Source organism: Flavobacterium hiemivividum, assembly GCF_004349145.1.
In the GTDB taxonomy this organism is placed as follows: domain Bacteria; phylum Bacteroidota; class Bacteroidia; order Flavobacteriales; family Flavobacteriaceae; genus Flavobacterium; species Flavobacterium hiemivividum.
The window spans coordinates 68236-89546 of record NZ_SMFO01000008.1 but is presented as its reverse complement, the minus strand read 5'-3'; the positions used below and the strand labels follow the sequence as shown (position 1 = coordinate 89546).

General features: G+C 33.8%; 24 protein-coding genes. 15 read left to right on the top strand and 9 right to left on the bottom strand.

Translation table 11 applies throughout. The annotated features are described in order from the left end of the window. Positions 1 to 25: 25 nt before the first annotated feature. Positions 26 to 415 (bottom strand): DUF5522 domain-containing protein, encoded by a 390-nt coding sequence (locus tag E0F98_RS11480; RefSeq protein WP_132111581.1) that lies wholly within the window; start codon positions 413 to 415, stop codon positions 26 to 28. 96 nt (positions 416 to 511) lie between these two features. Here E0F98_RS11480 and E0F98_RS11475 point away from each other — a divergent pair, with 96 nt between their 5' ends. From E0F98_RS11475 to E0F98_RS11460, 4 genes are all read left to right on the top strand, one after another. Further along, positions 512 to 1654 (top strand): ABC transporter substrate-binding protein, encoded by a 1143-nt coding sequence (locus tag E0F98_RS11475; RefSeq protein ID WP_132111579.1) that lies wholly within the window; start codon positions 512 to 514, stop codon positions 1652 to 1654. A gap of 1 nt (position 1655) precedes the next feature. After that, on the top strand, positions 1656 to 2687 hold the full coding sequence (locus E0F98_RS11470; RefSeq protein ID WP_132111577.1) for an iron ABC transporter permease: 1032 nt from the start codon (positions 1656 to 1658) through the stop codon (positions 2685 to 2687). A gap of 26 nt (positions 2688 to 2713) precedes the next feature. Then, positions 2714 to 3127 carry a GxxExxY protein gene (locus E0F98_RS11465; protein WP_132111575.1) on the top strand — a complete coding sequence of 138 codons (414 nt, stop codon included), beginning with the start codon at positions 2714 to 2716 and terminating at the stop codon, positions 3125 to 3127. 975 nt (positions 3128 to 4102) lie between these two features. Then, complete coding sequence (locus E0F98_RS11460; RefSeq protein ID WP_132111573.1) at positions 4103 to 4882, top strand: ABC transporter ATP-binding protein; 780 nt, start codon at positions 4103 to 4105, stop codon at positions 4880 to 4882. A gap of 195 nt (positions 4883 to 5077) precedes the next feature. Here the strand turns inward: E0F98_RS11460 and E0F98_RS11455 are convergent, their stop codons facing one another. The 3 genes from E0F98_RS11455 to E0F98_RS11445 all read right to left on the bottom strand — a co-directional run bounded on the left by E0F98_RS11455 (position 5078) and on the right by E0F98_RS11445 (position 7935). Further along, the gene (locus E0F98_RS11455) at positions 5078 to 6685 is read right to left on the bottom strand and encodes a class I SAM-dependent methyltransferase (RefSeq protein WP_132111571.1); all 1608 of its coding nucleotides are present in this window, start codon (positions 6683 to 6685) and stop codon (positions 5078 to 5080) included. 111 nt (positions 6686 to 6796) lie between these two features. Further along, positions 6797 to 7249, bottom strand: a complete 453-nt coding sequence (locus tag E0F98_RS11450; RefSeq protein ID WP_132111569.1) for a tRNA (cytidine(34)-2'-O)-methyltransferase — start codon at positions 7247 to 7249, stop codon at positions 6797 to 6799. 119 nt (positions 7250 to 7368) lie between these two features. Beyond that, on the bottom strand, positions 7369 to 7935 hold the full coding sequence (locus tag E0F98_RS11445) for a pseudouridine synthase (protein ID WP_132111567.1): 567 nt from the start codon (positions 7933 to 7935) through the stop codon (positions 7369 to 7371). 166 nt (positions 7936 to 8101) lie between these two features. Between E0F98_RS11445 and E0F98_RS11440 the strand changes: the two genes are divergently transcribed. The 5 genes from E0F98_RS11440 (at position 8102) to E0F98_RS11420 (ending at position 11622) form a co-directional block, all read left to right on the top strand. Continuing rightward, positions 8102 to 8479, top strand: a complete 378-nt coding sequence (locus E0F98_RS11440) for a hypothetical protein (protein ID WP_132111565.1) — start codon at positions 8102 to 8104, stop codon at positions 8477 to 8479. A 130-nt stretch (positions 8480 to 8609) separates the two neighbouring features. After that, positions 8610 to 9980, top strand: coding sequence for a DNA recombination protein RmuC (rmuC, locus tag E0F98_RS11435; RefSeq protein WP_132111563.1), 1371 nt, complete (start codon positions 8610 to 8612; stop codon positions 9978 to 9980). A gap of 6 nt (positions 9981 to 9986) precedes the next feature. Beyond that, positions 9987 to 10352: a 6-phosphogluconate dehydrogenase gene (locus E0F98_RS11430; protein ID WP_132111561.1), complete on the top strand. Its 366-nt coding sequence runs from the start codon at positions 9987 to 9989 to the stop codon at positions 10350 to 10352. A 2-nt stretch (positions 10353 to 10354) separates the two neighbouring features. Beyond that, entirely contained in the window at positions 10355 to 10903 is a 549-nt protein-coding gene (locus E0F98_RS11425) for an acyl-CoA thioesterase (RefSeq protein ID WP_132111559.1), read from the top strand. A 161-nt stretch (positions 10904 to 11064) separates the two neighbouring features. Next, positions 11065 to 11622, top strand: coding sequence for a YceI family protein (locus E0F98_RS11420; protein ID WP_132111557.1), 558 nt, complete (start codon positions 11065 to 11067; stop codon positions 11620 to 11622). Between the two features lie 21 nt (positions 11623 to 11643). Here E0F98_RS11420 and E0F98_RS11415 read toward each other — a convergent pair whose 3' ends face one another. Beyond that, a complete protein-coding gene (locus tag E0F98_RS11415; RefSeq protein ID WP_132111555.1) occupies positions 11644 to 12558 on the bottom strand; it encodes a TIGR01777 family oxidoreductase in 915 nt (304 codons plus the stop codon). 122 nt (positions 12559 to 12680) lie between these two features. Between E0F98_RS11415 and E0F98_RS11410 the strand changes: the two genes are divergently transcribed. Genes E0F98_RS11410 through E0F98_RS11385 form a run of 6 tightly spaced genes read left to right on the top strand, consistent with a single transcriptional unit; the run spans position 12681 to position 17707 of the window. Beyond that, positions 12681 to 13340 carry a TetR family transcriptional regulator C-terminal domain-containing protein gene (locus tag E0F98_RS11410; protein WP_132111553.1) on the top strand — a complete coding sequence of 220 codons (660 nt, stop codon included), beginning with the start codon at positions 12681 to 12683 and terminating at the stop codon, positions 13338 to 13340. Beyond that, entirely contained in the window at positions 13340 to 14638 is a 1299-nt protein-coding gene (locus E0F98_RS11405; RefSeq protein WP_132111551.1) for an ABC1 kinase family protein, read from the top strand. The genes E0F98_RS11410 and E0F98_RS11405 overlap by 1 nt, the downstream gene beginning before the upstream one ends. Positions 14639 to 14640: 2 nt before the next feature. Continuing rightward, positions 14641 to 14922 carry a TIGR03643 family protein gene (locus E0F98_RS11400; RefSeq protein WP_132111549.1) on the top strand — a complete coding sequence of 94 codons (282 nt, stop codon included), beginning with the start codon at positions 14641 to 14643 and terminating at the stop codon, positions 14920 to 14922. Between the two features lie 18 nt (positions 14923 to 14940). Then, positions 14941 to 15624, top strand: a complete 684-nt coding sequence (locus E0F98_RS11395; protein ID WP_132111547.1) for an SDR family NAD(P)-dependent oxidoreductase — start codon at positions 14941 to 14943, stop codon at positions 15622 to 15624. 26 nt (positions 15625 to 15650) lie between these two features. Further along, positions 15651 to 16265, top strand: coding sequence for a GTP cyclohydrolase I FolE (gene folE, locus E0F98_RS11390; RefSeq protein ID WP_132111545.1), 615 nt, complete (start codon positions 15651 to 15653; stop codon positions 16263 to 16265). 23 nt (positions 16266 to 16288) lie between these two features. Further along, the gene (locus E0F98_RS11385; protein WP_132111543.1) at positions 16289 to 17707 is read left to right on the top strand and encodes an SDR family oxidoreductase; all 1419 of its coding nucleotides are present in this window, start codon (positions 16289 to 16291) and stop codon (positions 17705 to 17707) included. A 330-nt stretch (positions 17708 to 18037) separates the two neighbouring features. Here the strand turns inward: E0F98_RS11385 and E0F98_RS11380 are convergent, their stop codons facing one another. From E0F98_RS11380 to E0F98_RS11365, 4 genes are all read right to left on the bottom strand, one after another. After that, complete coding sequence (locus E0F98_RS11380) at positions 18038 to 19333, bottom strand: cryptochrome/photolyase family protein (RefSeq protein ID WP_132111541.1); 1296 nt, start codon at positions 19331 to 19333, stop codon at positions 18038 to 18040. After that, positions 19333 to 19794: an SRPBCC family protein gene (locus E0F98_RS11375; RefSeq protein WP_132111539.1), complete on the bottom strand. Its 462-nt coding sequence runs from the start codon at positions 19792 to 19794 to the stop codon at positions 19333 to 19335. Before E0F98_RS11375 ends, E0F98_RS11380 begins: the two co-directional genes overlap by 1 nt. Positions 19795 to 19981: 187 nt before the next feature. After that, positions 19982 to 20422 carry a sterol desaturase family protein gene (locus E0F98_RS11370; RefSeq protein WP_132111537.1) on the bottom strand — a complete coding sequence of 147 codons (441 nt, stop codon included), beginning with the start codon at positions 20420 to 20422 and terminating at the stop codon, positions 19982 to 19984. A gap of 48 nt (positions 20423 to 20470) precedes the next feature. Beyond that, positions 20471 to 21310 carry a phytoene/squalene synthase family protein gene (locus E0F98_RS11365; RefSeq protein WP_132111535.1) on the bottom strand — a complete coding sequence of 280 codons (840 nt, stop codon included), beginning with the start codon at positions 21308 to 21310 and terminating at the stop codon, positions 20471 to 20473. Position 21311 lies beyond the last annotated feature (1 nt).

The following is a 21311-nucleotide window of genomic DNA, read 5'->3' as shown; positions in this document are numbered from 1 at the left end:
AGATTTTCATCCATGTGATATGGTCTTATTTTGTGCTTTTGTAGTTTTTAAAATCATACGGACAATGACGACAACCGTTACCACAGCAACTCCCTCTTTTCAAATGAAAGAAAGCTTTAAAAACATAATTCCCATTCTCTAAATAGTAATCAATTCCTTCAATTAAATTATTGGACTTAGGTAACAATGCCGCTTTATTTTGGAGTACGGTCTCCGGATCCAAAGTCGCTACATACTCATCAATTTTTTCTGAGCAGGATTTTTTGAAACAAATAGGACAAAGACAATCAATTGCAGTTGTAGGAACAAATAACGGTGGAAAATCATTACACCAACACCTACTCCCTTCAGCTGTGTCCCCACAACCAAAATCTACCCCGCAGCTTGAACACTGTTTTTCTTTACTACCATTCATGTTGTAAAGATAGTATTTGTTGATTTTTTTAGGTTAAAAAATAAACAAGATTTTTTGTAATTTCTTTTACCTTTGCCTTAATAATAAAATGCTACCATGAAACTTACTTCCTATAAAATTCTTTTATTACTTGTTCTTGCAACTTTCGTTAGTTGTAAAAAAATTGAAAAATCAGAAAATAAATCATTTTCAAACGCAAAAAACGAAATAGAATACGCCCGTAGCTTAGCTATATTCAAGCACGAAGGCTATTCGATAGTAAAGATAATCAACCCTTGGCCCAATGCTGGAAAAGACTTTACTTATCTCTTAAAAGAGAAGAACGTTGTCGTTCCTGATAGCTTACAAAAATACAATACAATTCAAGTTCCTTTAGAATCAATCGTTGTCACCTCAACCACTATTATTCCTTATTTGGAAATGCTTGGAGTTGAAAACCATTTGGTTGGATTCCCGCATACAGATTACATTTCTTCCTCAAAAACTCGAAAATTAATTGACAATGGTTCAGTTAAAAATGTAGGACAAAACGAAAAATTAAACATGGAGCAATTGATCGAAATGAGTCCTGAACTTATAGTCACTTTTGGTATTGACAATAACAATCCAATGATTGATAATCTGGAGAAAAGTGGCTTAAAAGTATTGATTCAAGCCGACTGGATGGAACAATCACCGCTTGGAAAAGCAGAATGGATAAAACTGTACGGAGCTCTTTTTGGAAAAGAAAAAGAAGCCAAAACTCAATTTGACGATATTCTAAAAAATTACAAAGAAGCTTTGAATTTGGTTTCCACCAAAAAGCCAACAGCAACCGTATTATATGGCTCGATGTACCAAGACCAATGGTATGTGGCCAAAGCCAATAGCTGGGTCGCACAATTTTTAAAAGATGCCAAGGCGAATTACCTTTGGTCAGATACCGAAGGAACAGGCAGCATTGGATTATCATTCGAAAAAGTATTAGAAAAAGCAAAAACTGCCAATTATTGGATTGCTACAGGTCCTTTTAAAACGGTAGCGGAATTAGAAAAAATCAATCCACATTACAGTCAATTTGATGCTTTCAAAACCAAAGAAGTTTATACTTTTGAGGGAAAAATAGGAGCAACAGGTGGAACTATTTATTATGAATCGGCACCCAGTCGACCGGATTTAGTATTAAAAGATTATATCAAAATCTTCCATCCTGAATTACTTCCCAATTATACATTTACCTTTGCACAAAAACTGAACTAAATTGGCCAAAAAACAACGTAATATTCTTTTATTTTCCTTACTTGGTTTAGGACTTATCGTCTTGTTTTTTATAAACATCAGTTTTGGCTCAATAACCATTCCTTTCAAGGAAGTATACAGCAGCTTGACTGGTGGACAAGCGAGTAAATCCACTTGGGAATACATCATCATCAATTACCGATTGCCTAAAGCGATTACAGCGGTTTTAGTTGGAATGGGGCTTTCCATTAGTGGATTACTGATGCAAACTTTATTTAGGAATCCACTTGCAGGACCTTATGTTTTAGGACTGAGTTCGGGTGCTAGTTTAGGAGTTGCTTTTGTGATTTTAGGAGCTGCTTTTATGCCTGCATTTATGAGCAGTATTTTATTATCTTCTTACGGAATCGTTCTTGCCTCCACTATGGGAAGTTCTATCGTTTTACTAGCCGTATTGCTAGTTTCGCATCGCTTGCGAGATACTATGGCAATCCTAATAGTAGGACTGATGTTTGGTAGTTTTACCAGTGCAATTGTAGGAACATTAACCTATTTCAGTACTGCCGAACAATTGCAAAAATTCACCTTTTGGTCTATGGGAACCTTAGGGAACCTACCTTGGAGTTCCATTTTAATTTTGTCTGTTTGCGTTTTTACAGGATTGCTTTTAAGTCTGTTTAGCATCAAACCCTTAAATGCCTTACTTCTTGGGGAAAATTATGCAAGAAGCTTGGGACTCAATTTCAAAAAAACACGTCTTATCATTATTTTGGCTACCAGTATTTTGGCGGGAAGCATTACCGCATATGCTGGTCCAATTGCCTTTATAGGTTTAGCCGTTCCGCATATCGCCAAACTATTGTTTCAAACTAGTAATCATTCGGTTTTATACTGGAGCACGCTTCTTCTTGGCGCGGGAATTATGCTCGTTTGTGATGTAGTTTCACAAATGCCCGGTTTTGATATCACTTTGCCTATTAATGCCATAACTTCGTTGCTTGGTGCGCCAATAGTGATTTGGTTATTGGTTCGAAAACGAAAAATGATGGGATGATGTTTTAAAAAAATTAAACAAAGTAAATGGTAACACAAAAGTATTTAGACGAATTAACCTATGAAGTCATTGGTTCAGCAATTGAAGTTCATAAAATAATGGGCAGGGGCTTACTAGAAAATATTTATCATCATTGTTTGATTGAAGAATTAAATTCCAAAAAACTTAATTTCTCAGCTGAGATGAAAATCCCAGTCCTTTACAAAGAAAAAGAACTTAACATTGATTTCAAATGTGATTTATTTATTGAAAACTGTTTGGTAGTTGAACTAAAAGCAGTCACTGAAATTAATCCTGTTCATAAAGCACAATTGTTAACTTATATGAAACTATTACAATCTCCTAAAGGAATTTTAATTAATTTTAATTGTTTTAATATTTTTAAAGAAGGACAGATTACTTTAGTAAATGAATATTTCAATAAGCTTCCGAAATTTTAACCACATAGATTCATAGAAATTAGTTGTAAATAAAGATGCTTTTAGAAATAAAATTATTTTTCAAATAGATAAAACTATGCAAATAGTAAAACGTCTATCGAACTCTTTTATTAAAAAAATAAGCTATGTTTCGATGTGGTTAAAAAACAAACCTTAAAATTATTTTAAAAAAACCTGAGCATATTTCAATAAGCTTCCGAAATTTTAACCACATAGATTCATAGAAATTAGTTGCAAATAAAGATGCTTTTAGAAATACAATTATTTTTCAAATAGATAAAACTATGTGAATAGTAAAACGTCTATCGAACTCTTTTATTAAAAAAATAAGCTATGTTTCTATGTGGTTAAAAAACAAATCTTAAAATTATTTTAAAAAAACCTGAGCATATTTCAATAAGCTTACAAAATTTTAAACCACATAGATTCATAGGATTTTGGTTGTAAATAAAGGTATTTATAGAAATAAAATTATTTTTCAAATAGATAAAACTATGCGTATAGTAAAACATCTATCGAATTCTTTTATTAAAAAAATAAGCTATGGCTCTATATGGTTAAAAAATAACTGAGCATATTTCAATAAGCTTCCGAAATTTTAACCACATAGATTCATAGAAATTAGTTGTAAATAAAGATGCTTTTAGAAATAAAATTATTTTTCAAATAGATAAAACTATGTGAATAGTAAAACGTCTATCGAACTCTTTTATTAAAAAAATAAGCTATGTTTCTATGTGGTTAAAAAACAAACCTTAAAATTATTTTAAAAAAACCTGAGCATATTTCAATAAGCTTACAAAATTTTATACCACATAGATTCATAAGATTATGGTTGTAAATAAAGGTGTATATAGAAATAAAATTATTTTTCAAATAGATAAAACTATGCGAATAGTAAAACATCTATCGAATTCTTTTATTAAAAAAATAAGCTATGGCTCTATGTGCTTAAAAAAACAAAATCTCAAATAGATGAAAAAAAACATCCTAACAACATCAAATCTAAGCATTGGTTACAAAACCAAAAGCGCAGTTACCGCTATTGCAAAAAACCTTAACCTGAATTTACAGCAAGGGAAACTAATTGCATTAATTGGAGCTAACGGAATAGGAAAATCGACTTTATTGCGAACGATTACCGGAATTCAAAAACCACTTGAAGGCACTGTGTATCTAAATGATAAAAAAGTAACCGATTACGAACCGCTAGAACTAGCTCAAAATCTGAGTATCGTTTTAACCGAAAAATTACCACCAAGTAATCTGACTGTTTTCGAATTGGTCGCTTTGGGACGTCAACCTTATACCAATTGGATTGGAACTTTATCGGATGTCGACTCTGCCAAAATTAAGGAAGCACTTGAACTCACCCAAATTAGTCATTTGGCCTCAAAAAAACATTATGAAATTAGCGACGGTCAATTACAGAAAGTATTAGTGGCACGAGCTCTGGCACAAGATACTCCACTTATCATTTTAGACGAACCCACCACCCACTTGGATTTATTACACAAAGTGGCACTATTTAAATTGCTGAAAAAATTGACAAAGGAAACCAATAAATGTATTTTGTTTTCGACACACGATATTGATATGGCGATTCAATTGAGTGACGACATGATCCTTATGACACCGGAAACTATCATACAAGACGAACCTTGTAATTTGATTTCAAAAGGGAGTTTCAACACTATTTTCAAAGACGAACACATCTCGTTTGATTCTGAAAAAGGGAAGTTCGTGATTGTTTAATCCTCCCCCGGCGCCCTCCGAAGGAGGGGGAGACGAAATTTGAAAGTTGGGTGCAAACGTTCAAAACTAAATATGAGATGCTTTTGAAAGCATAGGCTATAAACTGGGTTTGAAAGCTACGGCTGACCTTGGTATTGAAAACTGTAACCATTATAATCAAGATTGAACACTAAAAAACTGAGCACTAATCGCTCCCTACTTTCCTTTTAATAAATTAATGCTCACAGTAGCGCTATTCGAATCTGGAAATCTTTTAAAATACTGAGTGTCTGGATACAATCCTGCCTCGGCAGCGACTTTATGTAAAACGGGGATTTCCACTATATATTGATCAGAAAAACCATGGGTCGCATCATAAGCCGTCGCAGCTGTTTTACCAAGATTAGCGGCTGTTAGGCAAGGCGGAATAGTGTGCAATTCTATCACCAAGAGACCAAAATTCCTAACATAAGGAGACCATTTATTAAAATGCTCCACGAGATTATCTTCTACTAGATTATTAATCATTCGCTTTCCTCGATGCGCAAAAGCTCCTGTGGACAGACTTACTCTGTCGTTGGAAATGTTTTTTGGTTCTTCCCAGATCCTGTTGTGGTCCAGAAAGGTTCTCACATTCAGTAAATCTTTTAAATCAATCCCGTAATTTTCCATTAAGTCATTTGCTAGTAAGTCAGGACGACCGATGTCTCCCCAGATCACTTTAGCCCAAATATCAGCTTTAATCAAATTGGCTCTCGTTACTTTCAACGCTGCCTGATTATAGTCGGCACCTACCAGAAATAAAGGATATTCATCGAGAATTTTACCTCTCAAAGTTTGCCTTTCGATAACGGCGAAGACATGTTCTAAAAAAGCGCCATTTCCACAACCCATATCTAAAATTCCTTTTGGTTGGTTTTCTATTGGCAAATTAAATAATTTGATGATGATTTCATCGACTACTTTGAAATAGGTTTCATGTGCGCCACCGCTTCCCCAAACATTCATTTCCCTATCTACGTGAATTTCATCTTCGTCTGCGGTAACTGTCCTTAGAATAGTAGGATTGCCAAAAAGCAAATCGTCCATTTTACTGAAAATTGGCAAATAAGAAACCGTCACACCATAAGCGGCAGCTCTTTTGGCAAAAAACAATCCTGTCTCTGTGAATTGATAATTTCCGTTCTTTTGCGTAGACCAGCCTAAGTGGACAAATAAATCCAATATAATTTTGAAGTTTTCGGGCGACTTATGAAATTCCTCTGGACGGAAAGATACCTCCATAAAATATTTATGAAACATGCCGCTCATTCCTAATCGCACTAATATGGGTCCCACCAAAACACCTTCAATATGCATTAATATCTGTTGCTGTGTTTCTCTTTCTAATGGTTCATTAGAAAATTCTAAATCATAATTTCTTTTATATTTTTCGAAAATCATCCGCAAGCGCTCAAAGGGAGCTTCTTCAATAAACCGAGGATGAAACTGAGTCGAAAACTTCACTAAGTCCACTATGTCTTCATACAAATGAAATAGTACAAAAGCCATTTCGCTCTTTTCCGTAATTGTAAATTTGATTTCGTCAGTAGCATTATTGATATGATATTGTAGAAATCCTTGGGAGCATAAAACGCGCAAGCCCACGTTGAGGTAGCCTTCGTTAGCGCTAAAATGCGTCGTAATTTCTTTTAGGCTAGCTTCTTTTCGATCTAGAATAAAAGTCAAAACCCCCTTTTTATGTAGTGAATATGCGACTGGCGCCGTCACTAAGCCATCTAAATGTCTGAAAATTGCACTGCGCAAAGAAGCTTTATCAATCATAAAAAGGAAATTATAAGATGAGTCGCATATCGCTTTTATCACGAACACAACATTCAAATATATAAAATTTCAACTGAACAAGAATCTATTACAATTCTAAATTTCAGCTTTTTACTTCAACATTATTTGTCTTTTGGCTTCGCCAATGATGAAAGCCACAGAATTAGCGATGTTAAAACTGCGAATCAAATTTGACATCGGAATTTTTAGGTGATTTTCAAATTTAGCTAAAATATCTTCACTTAAACCTTTACTTTCTTTACCAAAAACCAACCAGTCTCCGTCTTGGAATTCTGTTTCCAAATAGGATTTTTCAGCATGAGAACTCATCAAGAAAACACGGGATTTATCAGGAATTTGGGTAATCCATTCCTCGACATTTTGATATTCGGTAACATCGAGATGAATCCAATAATCCAATCCCGAACGTTTTAAATTTTTGTCATTAATTACAAAGCCGAATGGGTGCACCAGATGCAGTCGGCTTTCAGTACCTACGCACAATCGGCCAATGTTTCCAGTATTATTAGGTATTTCAGGTTCTACTAAAACGATGTTTAACATTTAAAAAAGATTTAATATTGTTGATTATTGATTGATGCTTAGGATTAGATTTCTTAATTTTTGTCATTGCCATTGTTTTTTGCCATTGTTATTGCTATTGCCATTGACTTTTGCTATTGCTATTGAAAACTTTCAATTTCAATCACTTCGCCAGCTTGTAAATTATCGAGATGAATATTTCCTATTCGCACACGAACAAGTCTTAGTGTAGGAAATCCAACAGCGGCTGTCATCTTTCTCACTTGGCGAAACTTACCCTCGTTGACCGTTATTGATGCCCAAGAAGTGGGCCCATGGCGTTCGTCCCGTATTTTTTTTCCACGAGTACCAAAAACAGGAATTTCAGTTAGCAAAGTCGCTTCACATTTCTTAGTGATGTATTTGGTTCCATTAAAACCTATCTCGACACCAGCCTTCATCTTGTCGATTGCTTCCTGATTAATTATTCCATCTACCTGAACATAGTATTCTTTGTCCACTTTTTTAGAACGAATAATTTCGCTCATCTTTCCATCTGTAGTTAGGAGCAATAAACCTTCTGAATCTTCGTCTAAGCGACCAATGGCCATAGTTCCCGCGGGAAAATCATACAATTCACCAAGCAATTTCTTTTTTCGTTTCAGTTCATAAATAAACTGACTTAAATAACCATAGGGCTTATGAAGAATGAAATGCTGATGGGACATTGACTTTGTTTTATTTTATAAAACGCAAAGATAGTGTTGTTTTACTAGCTTCTAAATAACTATCAGCTACATTTCAATAATCTAAACGCTATGTTAAATGATTTACTTTCTTCGGCTAAAAGCTGTACTATTATAGTTCTAATAACAATCACTAAAATTTTAAATCATGGAAAATAAAGATCAAAATTCAAAAAATGAGTTCGATAGACAGAGTACCAATGAAGGTTTTAGCGGAAAATATGTGAGTGACAAAGATAAAACGCAAGATTCCATTCTTACAAATGAAATAGAAATTGATGCCGAAGGAAATAAAACTATTGTACAAAGGGCACGAAATGTCGATGGATCCGTTGCGCATATTCCTGGTGAAGAGCGCAGCTGGAATGAAAATGAAAGCATGAGTCGAGGTGTCATTACCGAGGGCGAAGCAATGAAAACAGTAGAAAATAAAGATCTCAACTCAGATATCACGGCCAATCGTTATCCTGCCTCGCATCCAGACAATCACAAAGACAGAGGAAACATGAAATCAGAGGATGAATAAAGTTTTTTCAGTCATTCGAAAAGCCAATAAGAACAATCGTTTTTATTGGCTTTTTCATTTTCTGATTAATAAGTTTAGTACCCAGCTGTAATATTTCTTACTTTTACTTTTTACAGCAATCACTCTTTCTATGTCAAATATGCTTCCTTTTTTACTCTTGTTTATAATTGCATTAGCAATTGGTGTTTTTATTGGAAAACTTATTTACTCCGCGCGTTTTCAAGCAGAAAAAATAGGTATAGAAGAGAAACTAATTGCTTCTTCCTCTCAATTTAACCAACTGAAAGAGCAATTTTTGAATGACAAAACTACTTTTGAAAAACAATTAGAAAACATCAATAGAGAGAAGGAACTTATTCGAAATGAAAAAGACAGCTTAGCAATCCAGCTTTCTAAAAAAGAAGTCGATTTTGAGAATTTATGGGAACGCAACAAAGAGCAAAGAGACGAAGTAGAAAAACTGCAGCAAAAATTCACCAAAGAGTTTGAGAACCTCGCCAATAAAATTTTAGACGAAAAGTCCAATAAATTCACAGAACAGAATAAGGAAAACATGAAAAATATCTTGTCCCCTTTGCAAGATAAGATTCAATTATTCGAAAAAAAAGTCGAAGATACCCACAAAGAAAGTATTGATTATCATGCGGCTTTGCGCCAACAGATTTTAGGTTTACAGCAAATGAATCTTCAGATGAGTAAGGAAACGATCAACCTTACCAAGGCTTTAAAAGGCGATAGCAAGATGCAGGGAAATTGGGGCGAATTAGTTCTGGAGCGAGTATTAGAAAAATCTGGTTTAGAAAAAGGTCGGGAATATGAAGTGCAACAAAGCTTCACGACTGAAGATGGAAACCGTGTTTTTCCTGACGTTGTAATCAATCTTCCTGATGGTAAAAAAATGATTGTCGATTCGAAAGTTTCACTGACAGCTTACGAAAAACATATCAACGAAGATGACGATGAATTAAAAAAAGCCTATCTAAAAGAGCACCTAAATTCGATCAAGCGTCACGTAGAACAACTGGGGAATAAAAACTATCAGGATTTATACCAAATAGAAAGTCCAGATTTTGTGCTGCTATTTATTCCCATCGAACCCGCATTTGCCATGGCACTAAATGAGGACACGAGTTTGTACAATAAGGCATTCGAAAAAAACATTGTGATTGTAACTCCTGCCACATTGCTGGCGACATTGCGAACCATTGACAGTATGTGGACGAACCAGAAGCAACAGGAAAACGCACTTGAAATTGCAAGGCAAGCCGGCGCTTTATATGATAAATTTGAAGGTTTTGTGGGTGATCTCATAAAAATAGGTAAGAAAATCGACGAAAGCAAAATAGAATATAGCGGTGCGATGAACAAATTAGTCGAAGGAAAAGGAAATTTGATCAGCAGTGTTGAAAAACTAAAAAAAATGGGCGCAAAAGCAAAAAAATCGCTGCCCGAAAAAATCTTATCAAAAGCTGACAAAGAGGAAAACCAACTATTAAACTAAATTCCGATGAAAAAAATATTGATAATTTTGGGACTAGTACTGCTACTATCCATAGTCAGCTATTTTACATTTATCTATTATGCGACTTATAGTGAAGGTATTCAATCTGGTCAACTAATTAAGTTTAGTCATAAAGGAATGGCTTACAAAACCTGGGAAGGAGAAATAAGTCAAGGCATGTCTGGCGCACAAATTTTTGCTTTTTCTGTATTAGATAAAGACAAGCAAGTGATTAGCGACTTGAAAGATCTGGAAGGACAATATGTTCGACTAACCTACATAGAGCGTTACAAAACATTCCCGTGGTGGGGCGAATCTAAATATTTTGTCATCGCCGTAAAAGAAAAAGAATCTCCATTTAAATCACATTAAACATGAATACCAGCTTTAAAACTGTTGCTTCGTCAAAAATTACGATATCCGAATTAATGTTGCCCTCGCACACCAATTTTAGCGGAAAAATACATGGAGGTTATATCCTTTCTCTGCTCGATCAAATCGCTTTTGCATGTGCCTCAAAGTTTTCAGGGAATTATTGTGTAACCGCTTCTGTAGATACAGTAAATTTCTTAAAACCCATAGAAGTAGGCGAACTGGTAACTATGAAAGCCTGCGTCAATTATGTAGGTAAGAGCTCGATGATTATTGGTATCCGTGTCGAAGCTGAAAACATCCAAACAGGAGCGGTAAAACACTGTAACTCCTCTTATTTTACGATGGTTTCAAAAGACAAAGACGGAAAAAATGAAAAAGTACCAGGTCTTATTCTTGCTAGTCTAGAAGATGTGCGCCGTTTTTGTAATTGCTTAAAACAAATCTCTTTGAAGAAAGAACAAGACCGTCATGAAGACGATTTTAATTACAGCTCAATAGAAACCTTAGCGAGTTTAGAAAAGTATAATGTATTAGTTGATTTAAAATAAAGTTCGCTTTTTTGTAAGTAGTTTTAAAGCTTAATAAAACACAGCAAACTTCAAAGAGCTATTAAATTCTTTGAAGTTTTTTTTGATATTATTAGCATTCCGTTTTTAGGAAAAGCGCCTGTTTTTTTCGTAACTTTAAGTAGCATCAATCTGATCATAAAATGAAAACACTTTTACTCTTATTGTCACTATTAACAGCATTTAGCATCAACGCACAAGAAAAACTGGCTACTAGAAATAGTGAAGTTTTTTTTGAAGCGTCGGTACCTTTATTTGAGCCAGTAAAAGCCGAGAATAAGAATGTTCAGTGTGTTTTAAATACAAAGAAAGGAACGATTTCATTTACTGTGGATATCGAGAACTTTTCATTCGAAAGAAGTTTAATGCAAGAGCATTTCAATAAAATATATATGGAAAGCAGTAAATACCCCAAAGCTACTTTTAAAGGTTTAATAGAAAAATTTGATTTAAAAAATATTGCATCACAACCAACAGAATATTACATCAATGGCAAAATAAATCTTCATGGCGAAACGAAAAACATTCGCGTTTCGGCCACAATTAAAAAAGTAGCAAACGGGATTGAGATCATCTCAAATTTCAATCTAAACACTGATGATTACAAGATCGAAATCCCTTACATCATTAGAAGTAAAGTATCAAAGAGTGTAAAAGTTTCGGTTAAATCTGTTTTTATAATGGGTTTGATTGCCCAATAAAAAGAAAGTATCGTCGAACATTTACTTCTGTATACAGATTTTTAAGGTTTCTTCTAAATTAGTATGTTTAAAATTAAACCCTAATTGCTTTACTTTATCTGATGAAACTCTTCGTCCTGTCAACACTATTTTAGCCATTTCGCCCATTGCCAACTTAATTATAAACTCTGGAACATTAGGCAACCAGATTTTATAACCATACACCTTAGCTAATGCTTTCGAGAAACTAGTATTCGTAGTATTATCATTTATCGCAGCATTATAAGGTCCTGACATATTTGGATTATTGATCGCTTCGAGATAGATGCCGCACAAGTCTTCTACATGAATCCATGGCATATACTGTTTTCCAGAACCTAATGCAGAACCCAATCTCCATTTAAAAATAGGTGTTAATTTATTTAAAAAGCCATCATTTTCCCCTAAGACTAGACCAGTACGAACTTTCGCTGTACGAATTCCTAATTTTTCAAATTGATCTGCAGCAGCTTCCCATTTTTGACAAGTAAGACCTAAGAAATCATCACCCAAAGCGGTTTCCTCTGTACAAACTTCCGCTCCATTTACCGCTCCATAAATACCAATCGCCGATGCGGAAATAAACGCGTCTAATTTTTTATCATTCTTTTTTAAAACAGAATATATTAATTGGGCAGACTGCTGCCGACTATTAATTATTTCCTCTTTACGTTTCGTCGTCCAAGGCTTTTCAGCAATATTTGCTCCTGCCAAATGAATAATATAATCTGCATTTAGTACAGCTTCCATTTCTATGGTTTGCTTTTGCACATCCCAGGTAAAGTAAAAAATAGATGCAGTATTTTCTTGCTTACTTCTGCTGAGTATAGAAACAGTAAAACCAGCATCTATCAAAACTTTAGTTAAATGCTTCCCTACAAATCCAGTACCTCCTGTTAGCAATACATTCTTTTTCATAACACTTTATTTTATAATTCAAACTCTCTTTTCCAAAGGTACATAATAATTTTTGTTTAACTTTATGATTATTTCGTTAAACATTCATTATCTTTATACTCTAATTTTTTAAATAATTAAAAATGGCAATGAAGAAAACTAAAGTTACAAAAGAAAAAATAGTTTCCCTGTATATGAATTATGTTTTAGAAAATGGCGAAAAACCAAAATCTGTCTACCTTTTCGCGAAACTTAACGATTTTACGGAAACAGAGTTTTATGCCTTTTTCGGAACTATCGAAAGCGTGGAAAAAGAAATTTTTAAAATGTTTTTAGAAATGACAGTCGAATTAATTCATAAAGATGAAAATTACGCCGATTATGATATGAAATCTAAAATGCTGAGTTTCTACTTTACCTTTTTCGAATTACTTACGGCCAACAGAAGTTATGTGACCATGAGTTTAAGGGAACATGGAAATCAGCTGAAAAATCTAATGCAACTTTCGAGTCTGAGAACAAGTTTTAAAAAGTATGTTGCCGAAATTATTACAGACGACTATTTAATTAAGCAAGAAAAAATTCAGGACTTTCAGAAAAAAGCAATTCAGGAAAGCGCATGGATTCAGTTTTTATTAACACTCAAGTTCTGGTTAGAAGATGAATCTCCAGCATTTGAGAAAACAGATATCTACATCGAAAAGTCGGTAAAACTGAGTTTCGAATTAATGAACATTGCACCAATAGATAGTTTAATTGACTTTGGAAAATTTATTTTCAAAGAAAAAGTACAAAACAAATAATGAAAACAATCGATTATATTCCAACGTCAAAAATTGAGAGAGCCACAAAACTGGTTCAAACCGGAGCAAAAGTAGGTGTGAATTACCTTAAATATTACGGTGAAAAAATAGTTAATTCTGATTTGACCCGTGACAAATTAAATGAAGACAATGCCGAAGATATTTATGACGGCTTAAAAAGTCTAAAAGGAAGCGCCTTGAAAGTAGCGCAGATGCTAAGTATGGACAAGAATTTCCTACCACAAGCTTATGTGGAGAAATTTTCTCTGTCTCAATTTTCTGTTCCCCCACTTTCGGCTCCTTTAGTATTAAAAACTTTCAAAAATAATTTTGGTAAAACGCCTTATGAAATTTTTGATGAGTTCAACGCTAATTCGGTTAATGCAGCGAGTATCGGTCAGGTACATTTGGCGGTAAAAAACAATAAAAAACTAGCAGTAAAAATTCAATATCCTGGAGTTGCAAATAGCATCTCTTCTGATTTGGCCTTAGTAAAACCTATAGCGATCAGAATGTTTAACCTGCAAGGAAAAGACTCTGATAAATACTTTAAAGAAGTAGAAGACAAACTAATTGAAGAAACCAACTATTTATTGGAACTAAAGCAAAGCCAAGAAGTAGTTGATGCTTGTAGAAAAATAGAAAACCTTGTTTTTCCTGAGTATTATCCTGAATATTCTTCAGAGAAGATTATTACTATGGACTGGATGACTGGCGTACATTTATCAGAATTTAAAAATACCGATCCAATAATTGCAAATAAAATAGGTCAGGCTTTATGGGATTTTTATATGTATCAAATCCATGTTTTGAAAAAAGTACACGCTGACCCACATCCTGGAAATTTTTTAATAAACGATAAGAATGAATTAATTGCCCTTGATTTTGGATGTATGAAAAGCATCCCAAATGAGTTTTACGTTCCCTATTTTGAATTGATCGATCCAAATGTAATAGACAATGCGGCGCTATTTAGAGAAAAATTATTTGAATTAGAAATCCTAAGAGTGGATGATTCAAAAGAAGAAATAGAATATTTCACCGCCATGTTTTATGATCTATTGTCCTTATTTACAAAACCGTTTCAGGAAGCAACTTTCGATTTTTCGAATGAAGAATTCTTTGAAAATATAGCCAGCCTAGGAGAACGTTTTGCAAATGACACCAACCTTAAAAAGATGAATGGCAATAGAGGATCCAAACATTTCATCTATATGAATCGTACCTTCTTTGGACTTTACAATTTGATGTTTGATTTAAAAGCGAAAATTACAGTCACTGAATATTTAAAATACTAAGCATGACAGAACTTCATTTATCTGATTTAGAAAAAGATCGAGTGATCGAAATGGCCTGGGAAGACAGAACGACATTTGACGCCATTTTACTTCAATTTGGACTAAAAGAACAGCAAGTAATAGAATTAATGCGGGTCGAACTCAAATTGACTAGTTTTAGAAGATGGCGAAAAAGAGTTCAGGGCCGAAAAACAAAACATGAAAAACTTCGTGATTTTAAAGAAGGCCGCTTTAAATGCAGCAGGCAAAGACAAATCAACAATAATAAAATATCAAAAAGATAAACCAAAAATAGTTTTCGAATGAAAAACATAGTTATAATAGGTGGAAGTAAAGGTATTGGGAATGCTATTTTAATGCAGCAATTAGAAACGAACCGAGTTTACAATATCAGTAGAACGGCACCGGAAGTTGCGCATGAAAATCTAAGCCATCATTCAATAAACATTCTGACAGATGAATTACCTGAAATAGAAAACATAGATACTTTAATCTACTGTCCCGGTTCTATCAATTTAAAACCAATAGGCAGTTTAAGTATCGCTGATTTTAGAAATGATTTTGAAATCAACGTTATTGGAGCGGTAAAAACAATTCAGAAATATTTACCAGTTTTAAAGAAAGGAACAAACCCATCAATTCTTTTGTTTAGTACCGTTGCGGTAAAACTGGGAATGCCTTTTCACGCGAGTATTGCAACTGCAAAAGCGGGAGTAGAAGGTCTCGTGAAATCTCTGGGAGCAGAATTAGCTTCGACCGTTCGAATAAATGCGATTGCTCCTACTATTACTGAAACTACACTTTCCTCAAATATTCTAAGAAATGATCGAATGAAGGAAAATATGATAGAACGCCACCCCATGAAAAGTTACCTAAAACCCGAAGAAGTTGCGGAAATGGCAAATTTCCTCATTTCAGAAAAAGCCAAATCGATGTCAGGTCAGATTTTTGAAATGGACTACGGAATGGTAAGCTTTAAATTGTAAAAAAAAACGAACAAATAAGTAAAAACATGATAGTAAAAGAAACTAAAAATTACGAAAAAGTAGAGCGATATAATGTTGAAGTCACAGAAGTAATCGCTGAAAGTTATAAATCAATTATTAATAATTTAGGTGAAGATGTACATCGTGAAGGTATTTTAAATACGCCTGTTAGAGCTGCTAAAGCAATGCAATATTTAACGCATGGCTACCAAGTGGATCCATTAGAAATTTTAAAATCAGCTATGTTTACAGAGGATCATAAACACATGATTATCGTAAAAGATATTGAAGTGTATTCTATGTGTGAACATCATATGTTACCGTTCTTTGGAAAAGCACATATTGCTTACATTCCAAATGGAAAAATTGTGGGACTTAGCAAGATTCCTAGAATTGTCGATGCTTTTGCCAGAAGAATGCAGGTACAAGAAAGATTAACAGATCAGATAAAAAATTGTATCCAAGATGCGTTAAATCCATTAGGTGTAGCTGTAGTAATTGAAGCGCAGCACATGTGCATGCAAATGAGAGGAATTCAAAAACAAAATTCAGTTACGACAACCTCATCATTTACTGGCGCTTTTGAAAAAGACAAAACTAGAAAAGAGTTTATTAGCCTGATTTCTAATAAATTTAGTTAAATTTAATACTAAAAATAAGATCTATGAAAATTCTCTTAACAGGCGCAACAGGTTACATTGGAAAACGACTTCTACCTATTTTAATTGGGCAAGGTCATGATGTCATTTGTTGCGTGAGAGATAAAAATAGATTTTTTATTCCAAAAGAATTCGAAAAAAACATAGCTGTAATTGAAGTCGATTTTTTAAAGGAAGAAACATTAGAAAACATTCCTAATGATATTGATGCTGGTTACTACCTTATTCATTCCATGGCAAGTTCAAAGGATAATTATGATGAATTAGAAAGTACTTCAGCCACTAATTTTGTGAATAGGATAAACAATACTAATGCTAAACAAGTCATTTACCTTACCGGGATTGTCAATGATGATGCCCTTTCTAAACATCTTTCGTCCAGAAAAAATGTGGAAAATATTTTAAACACTGGAACTTTTGCATTAACAGCACTAAGGGCAGGAATTATTGTGGGTTCAGGAAGCGCTTCTTTTGAAATCATTAGAGATTTGGTACTTAAGCTCCCGGTTATGATAACCCCAAAATGGCTTAATACCAGATGCCAACCTATTGCTATACGTAATGTTCTCGAATTCTTATCAAAGTCTTTATTAAATCCATTGACTTACAAACAAAACTTTGATATTGGCGGGCCGGATATACTTACTTATAAGGAAATGCTATTGGGTTTTGCCAAAGCTAAAAATTTAAAAAGATGGATTTATACGGTGCCGTTAATGACACCAAAACTATCGTCCTATTGGCTTTATTTTGTAACTTCTACCTCCTATAAATTAGCTTCAGCATTAGTAAGTAGTATGAAAGTCGAAGTAGTTTGCAGGGACACCAGAATAAATGAATTGCTTGATGTAAAACCTATGTCATACACGGAAGCACTGTCTCTTGCTTTAATTAAAGTAGGTGAAGATAAAGTAGTTTCCAGTTGGAAAGATTCCTTAGCCAGCGGTAGGTTTAGCAGTAGTATTTCAGAATACCTTACCATTCCAAAAGAAGATTGTTTTATTGACAGTAGAAAAAAAGAACTAGTCGATCGAGATTATACTATTGATAAAATTTGGTCTTTGGGAGGTGAAACTGGATGGTATTATGGCGATTGGCTCTGGGGTATTCGGGGTTTTATAGACAAACTTTTTGGAGGTGTTGGTTCTCGAAGAGGAAGAACAAACAGACATGAGATTCACACTGGAGATGTTTTGGACTTTTGGCGGGTTTTGTATGCCAATAAAGAAGAAGGCAAACTAGTCTTATATGCTGAGATGAAACTACCTGGACAAGCTTGGCTCGAATTCAAAATCCATGACAAGAATTTAATTCAAACAGCAACCTTTAAACCAAAAGGAATCTGGGGAAAATTATACTGGTACTCTGTTTTGCCTTTTCATGGCTTTATCTTTAATGGAATGTTAAATGAGTTGATAAAGTAAATATCTTTTTTAAAACATATAAGTCATATAAGTTTAAAGTTTTATCCTTTAATCATAAATTGAAAAGATCACCGAGGTTTTTAAAACATATAAGTAATTTAAGTTCATATAAGTTTTCCTGGTATTTACTTATATGTCTTACATTGTAAAAAATTTACTTTCCTAATTTAACTGCTTTAAAACTAGTGATAACTTAGTATTTGATAAAGTGTAATCCACTCGTAAACTTAAAGTTCCGTTTAGAGGTATACTGAATAATCTCTTCAAACCATATATTATTTTTGTAATATATTCTGTTCTCTACTTATATGACTTATATGGTAAATTAATTTATTTCAATATCCCAGCTTTATAAGTCGCTATAGCTCTGTCTCTAGCGAAAGCATGTTCCACCATAGGTTGTCCGTAACCTAAATTAAATTCAGGAATCCATTTCCTAATATAAATTCCTTTTTCGTCAAATTTTTTCAATTGAATTTCAGGATTGAAAACTCTAAAATACGGCGCTGCATCGCAACCAGTTCCGGCTGCCCACTGCCAATTTCCAACATTGGACGCCATTTCGTAATCCAATAACTTTTCGGCAAAATAAGCTTCGCCCCACTGCCATTGAATCAATAAATGTTTGCATAGAAAACTTGCTACAACCATACGCACTCGATTGTGCATATAACCCGTTTCATTCAATTGTCTCATACCGGCATCAACCATGGGATAGCCCGTAGTTCCGGAACACCAACGCTTGAAGTCTTCTTCATTATTACGCCATTTAATTCCATCGTAAGCTGACTTAAAATTATGAGTTAGCTCTCTTGGAAAGTTGAAGAGGATTTGCATAAAAAACTCCCGCCATATCAATTCGCTTAAGAAAACAGCATTTGTCTTTGCTGCCCAATTGACCATTTTTCGAACACTAATGGTTCCAAAACGCAAATGTGGTGATAAATAGGATGTCCCATCTACTGCCGGAAAATCTCGTATCTCTTGGTATTTCGAAATTGAATCTAAAGTATAAGGCTTTACTTTTATGGAATTTTCGACAAAACCTATTTCGTTTAAGGATGGAAAAGCGAAGGCAGATTTATAGAAACTTGAAAATTTGTCAGCTGTTAAATATTCGCGAACTGTGCCAACAGAATTGTATTTTTCAAGCCATTTATTTTTAAATGGTGTATAAATCGTGTACGGTAAGCCATCGGCTTTTGTGATTTCTTTTTCTTCGAAAATGACTTGGTCTTTATAGGAAAAGGGAACGATGTTTTCATTTACTAAAAGTTCACAAATCTCCTGATCTCTTTTCATAGCATAGGGCTCATAATCTTTATTGAAGAAAACTCCTTGAATATTATATTCCTGAATAAGGGAGTTCCAAACGGCTGCAGTTGCTCCTTTTTTTATTAAAAATGAACTTCCTATTGCTTTTAATTCCTGATTAATCCCTGCTAATGATTCGTGTATAAAACCAACTCTTGCATCGTTTTTTGGTAAACTATCTAAAATGGAATCATCAAAAACAAATAATGGGATAACAGGATATTTAGATTCCAAAGCATAAAATAGACCAATATTATCTTCCAAACGTAAATCACGTCTAAACCAAAAAAAAGAAACTGCAATTTTATTCATTATTTAGAATTGAAGATTTCATTTACCTTTTTAACTCTATATTCAAAGATTTCTTTTAATTTATTCTTTACTATTAGGCTGTTCATTATTCTGCCTAAATAGCCCAACGGCAAAGCATAATGAACGAGATCTGTCATTTTTGTACCGTTTTCAGTAGCTTCAAAAAAGTGTTTGTGATGCCAAAGAGAATAGGGTCCAAAACGTTGTTCATCTATAAAATAGCTATTTTCTTTTACAAAGGTAATTTCGGTCACCCAGGGTAATTTTAAACCTAAAAGCGGTGAAACCTTATACTGGATAATTTGTCCAGCATACATGGATTTATTATCAAAATCCGTGATTTGGAAACCCATCGTTTCGGGAGTTATTTTTTGTAAATTCCTAGGACTAGAGAAAAACTTCCAGCATTCCTCAACTGTAGCATTTACATGCTGCACGGTTTCTTTTTTATATACTTTCATAGTTTTTATTCGATTTTAATGTTGTATTCACAACTATATTTCGTTTAGAAATTTCCCCGAAGTTTCGGGCGAGATCTTTTTGACCTAGTTCTAAAAACGAGATCATAAAAGCGGCAATCTAATGCTCAACATTATTGAAAAAACCAGGGAAATATTTTTTCAACGTGTACACGGCAAAATAAAATCATTACATTTTGTAATACTTAAAAGGGACAAACAACATACCGAAACATTCACCATGCTCTTTTCCAAGATGTTTATGGTGTACTTTATGGGCCTTGCGCAAACCTATTAGATATTTGTTTTTTGTGTTCTTGAACCATTTAAATCTTTGGTGAATTAATACATCATGAATCATGAAATAACAAAATCCATAGGCCGTAATTCCCAGTCCTACGAAAAACAAATAATTCATTCCGCCCTCAACGCCAAAGTAAAAAAGAACAATGCTGGGCAATGCAAAAATTACAAAAAAGATATCATTCCGTTCGAAAGTATTAGCATATTTAGGCTGGTGATGATCTTCGTGAAAATACCACATCGAGCCATGCATCACGTATTTGTGGGTTAGCCAAGTGACACATTCCATAAACAGAAAAACGCTAAGGAAAATAAAAAAAGAAATCATTGTTATTTGTATTTAATTAATTTGAAAGCTAAAAATAGGTTGCTACACTTATACCAATTTCAACTTATAAGACACGAAAGATTGTGCTAATAAAGCCGCTTTAGTATAATTAGAAACTCGTATTCTTTCATTTCCAATTTGGTGATAAGGAGTATTCTCTAATTTTTTTAATAATTTTTTATAATACACAAAGGCAGTATACACCCCAAATTTAGCCTCAATAGGCAACTTTACAATTCCCTGATAGGCAATCCTAAAATCTTCTTCAATTTCTGCTATAATTTCGTTCTTAGCCTTTTCATCGAATGAATTCAAATCGACTCCAGGAAAGTAATTCCTGTTTAAAAGCAGCTTATCATCCTTTAAATCTCTCAAGAAATTTACTTTTTGAAAAGCAGATCCTAAACGCATCGCTTCGGCTTTTAACTGATCGTATTTGTGTTCTTTACCAGAAACAAAAACTTTTAGACACATTAAACCCACCACATCAGCAGATCCATAAATGTATTCATTGTACTCTTCGACACTATTATAATCTGATTTAATTAAGTCCAGTTTCATACTTTTCATAAAGGCCTGAACAAGATCATCCGTAATATTGTATTGTTTCACCGTATGCTGAAAAGAGTTTAATATAGGATTTAGACTTATACCAGAATCATATGCTTTATAATATTCTCTTTCGAAATCATTAATCAAATCTTCCTTTTTAAAACCATGAAACGAATCCACAATTTCATCGGCAAATCGCACAAAACCATAGATGCTATAGATTGCATCTCTAATACTTGGCGAAAGCATATATACAGCCAAGGAAAATGAAGTGCTATAGCTTTTTGTGACTAGTTTACTGCATTTGAATGATACATCGTCAAATAATTGCTTCATA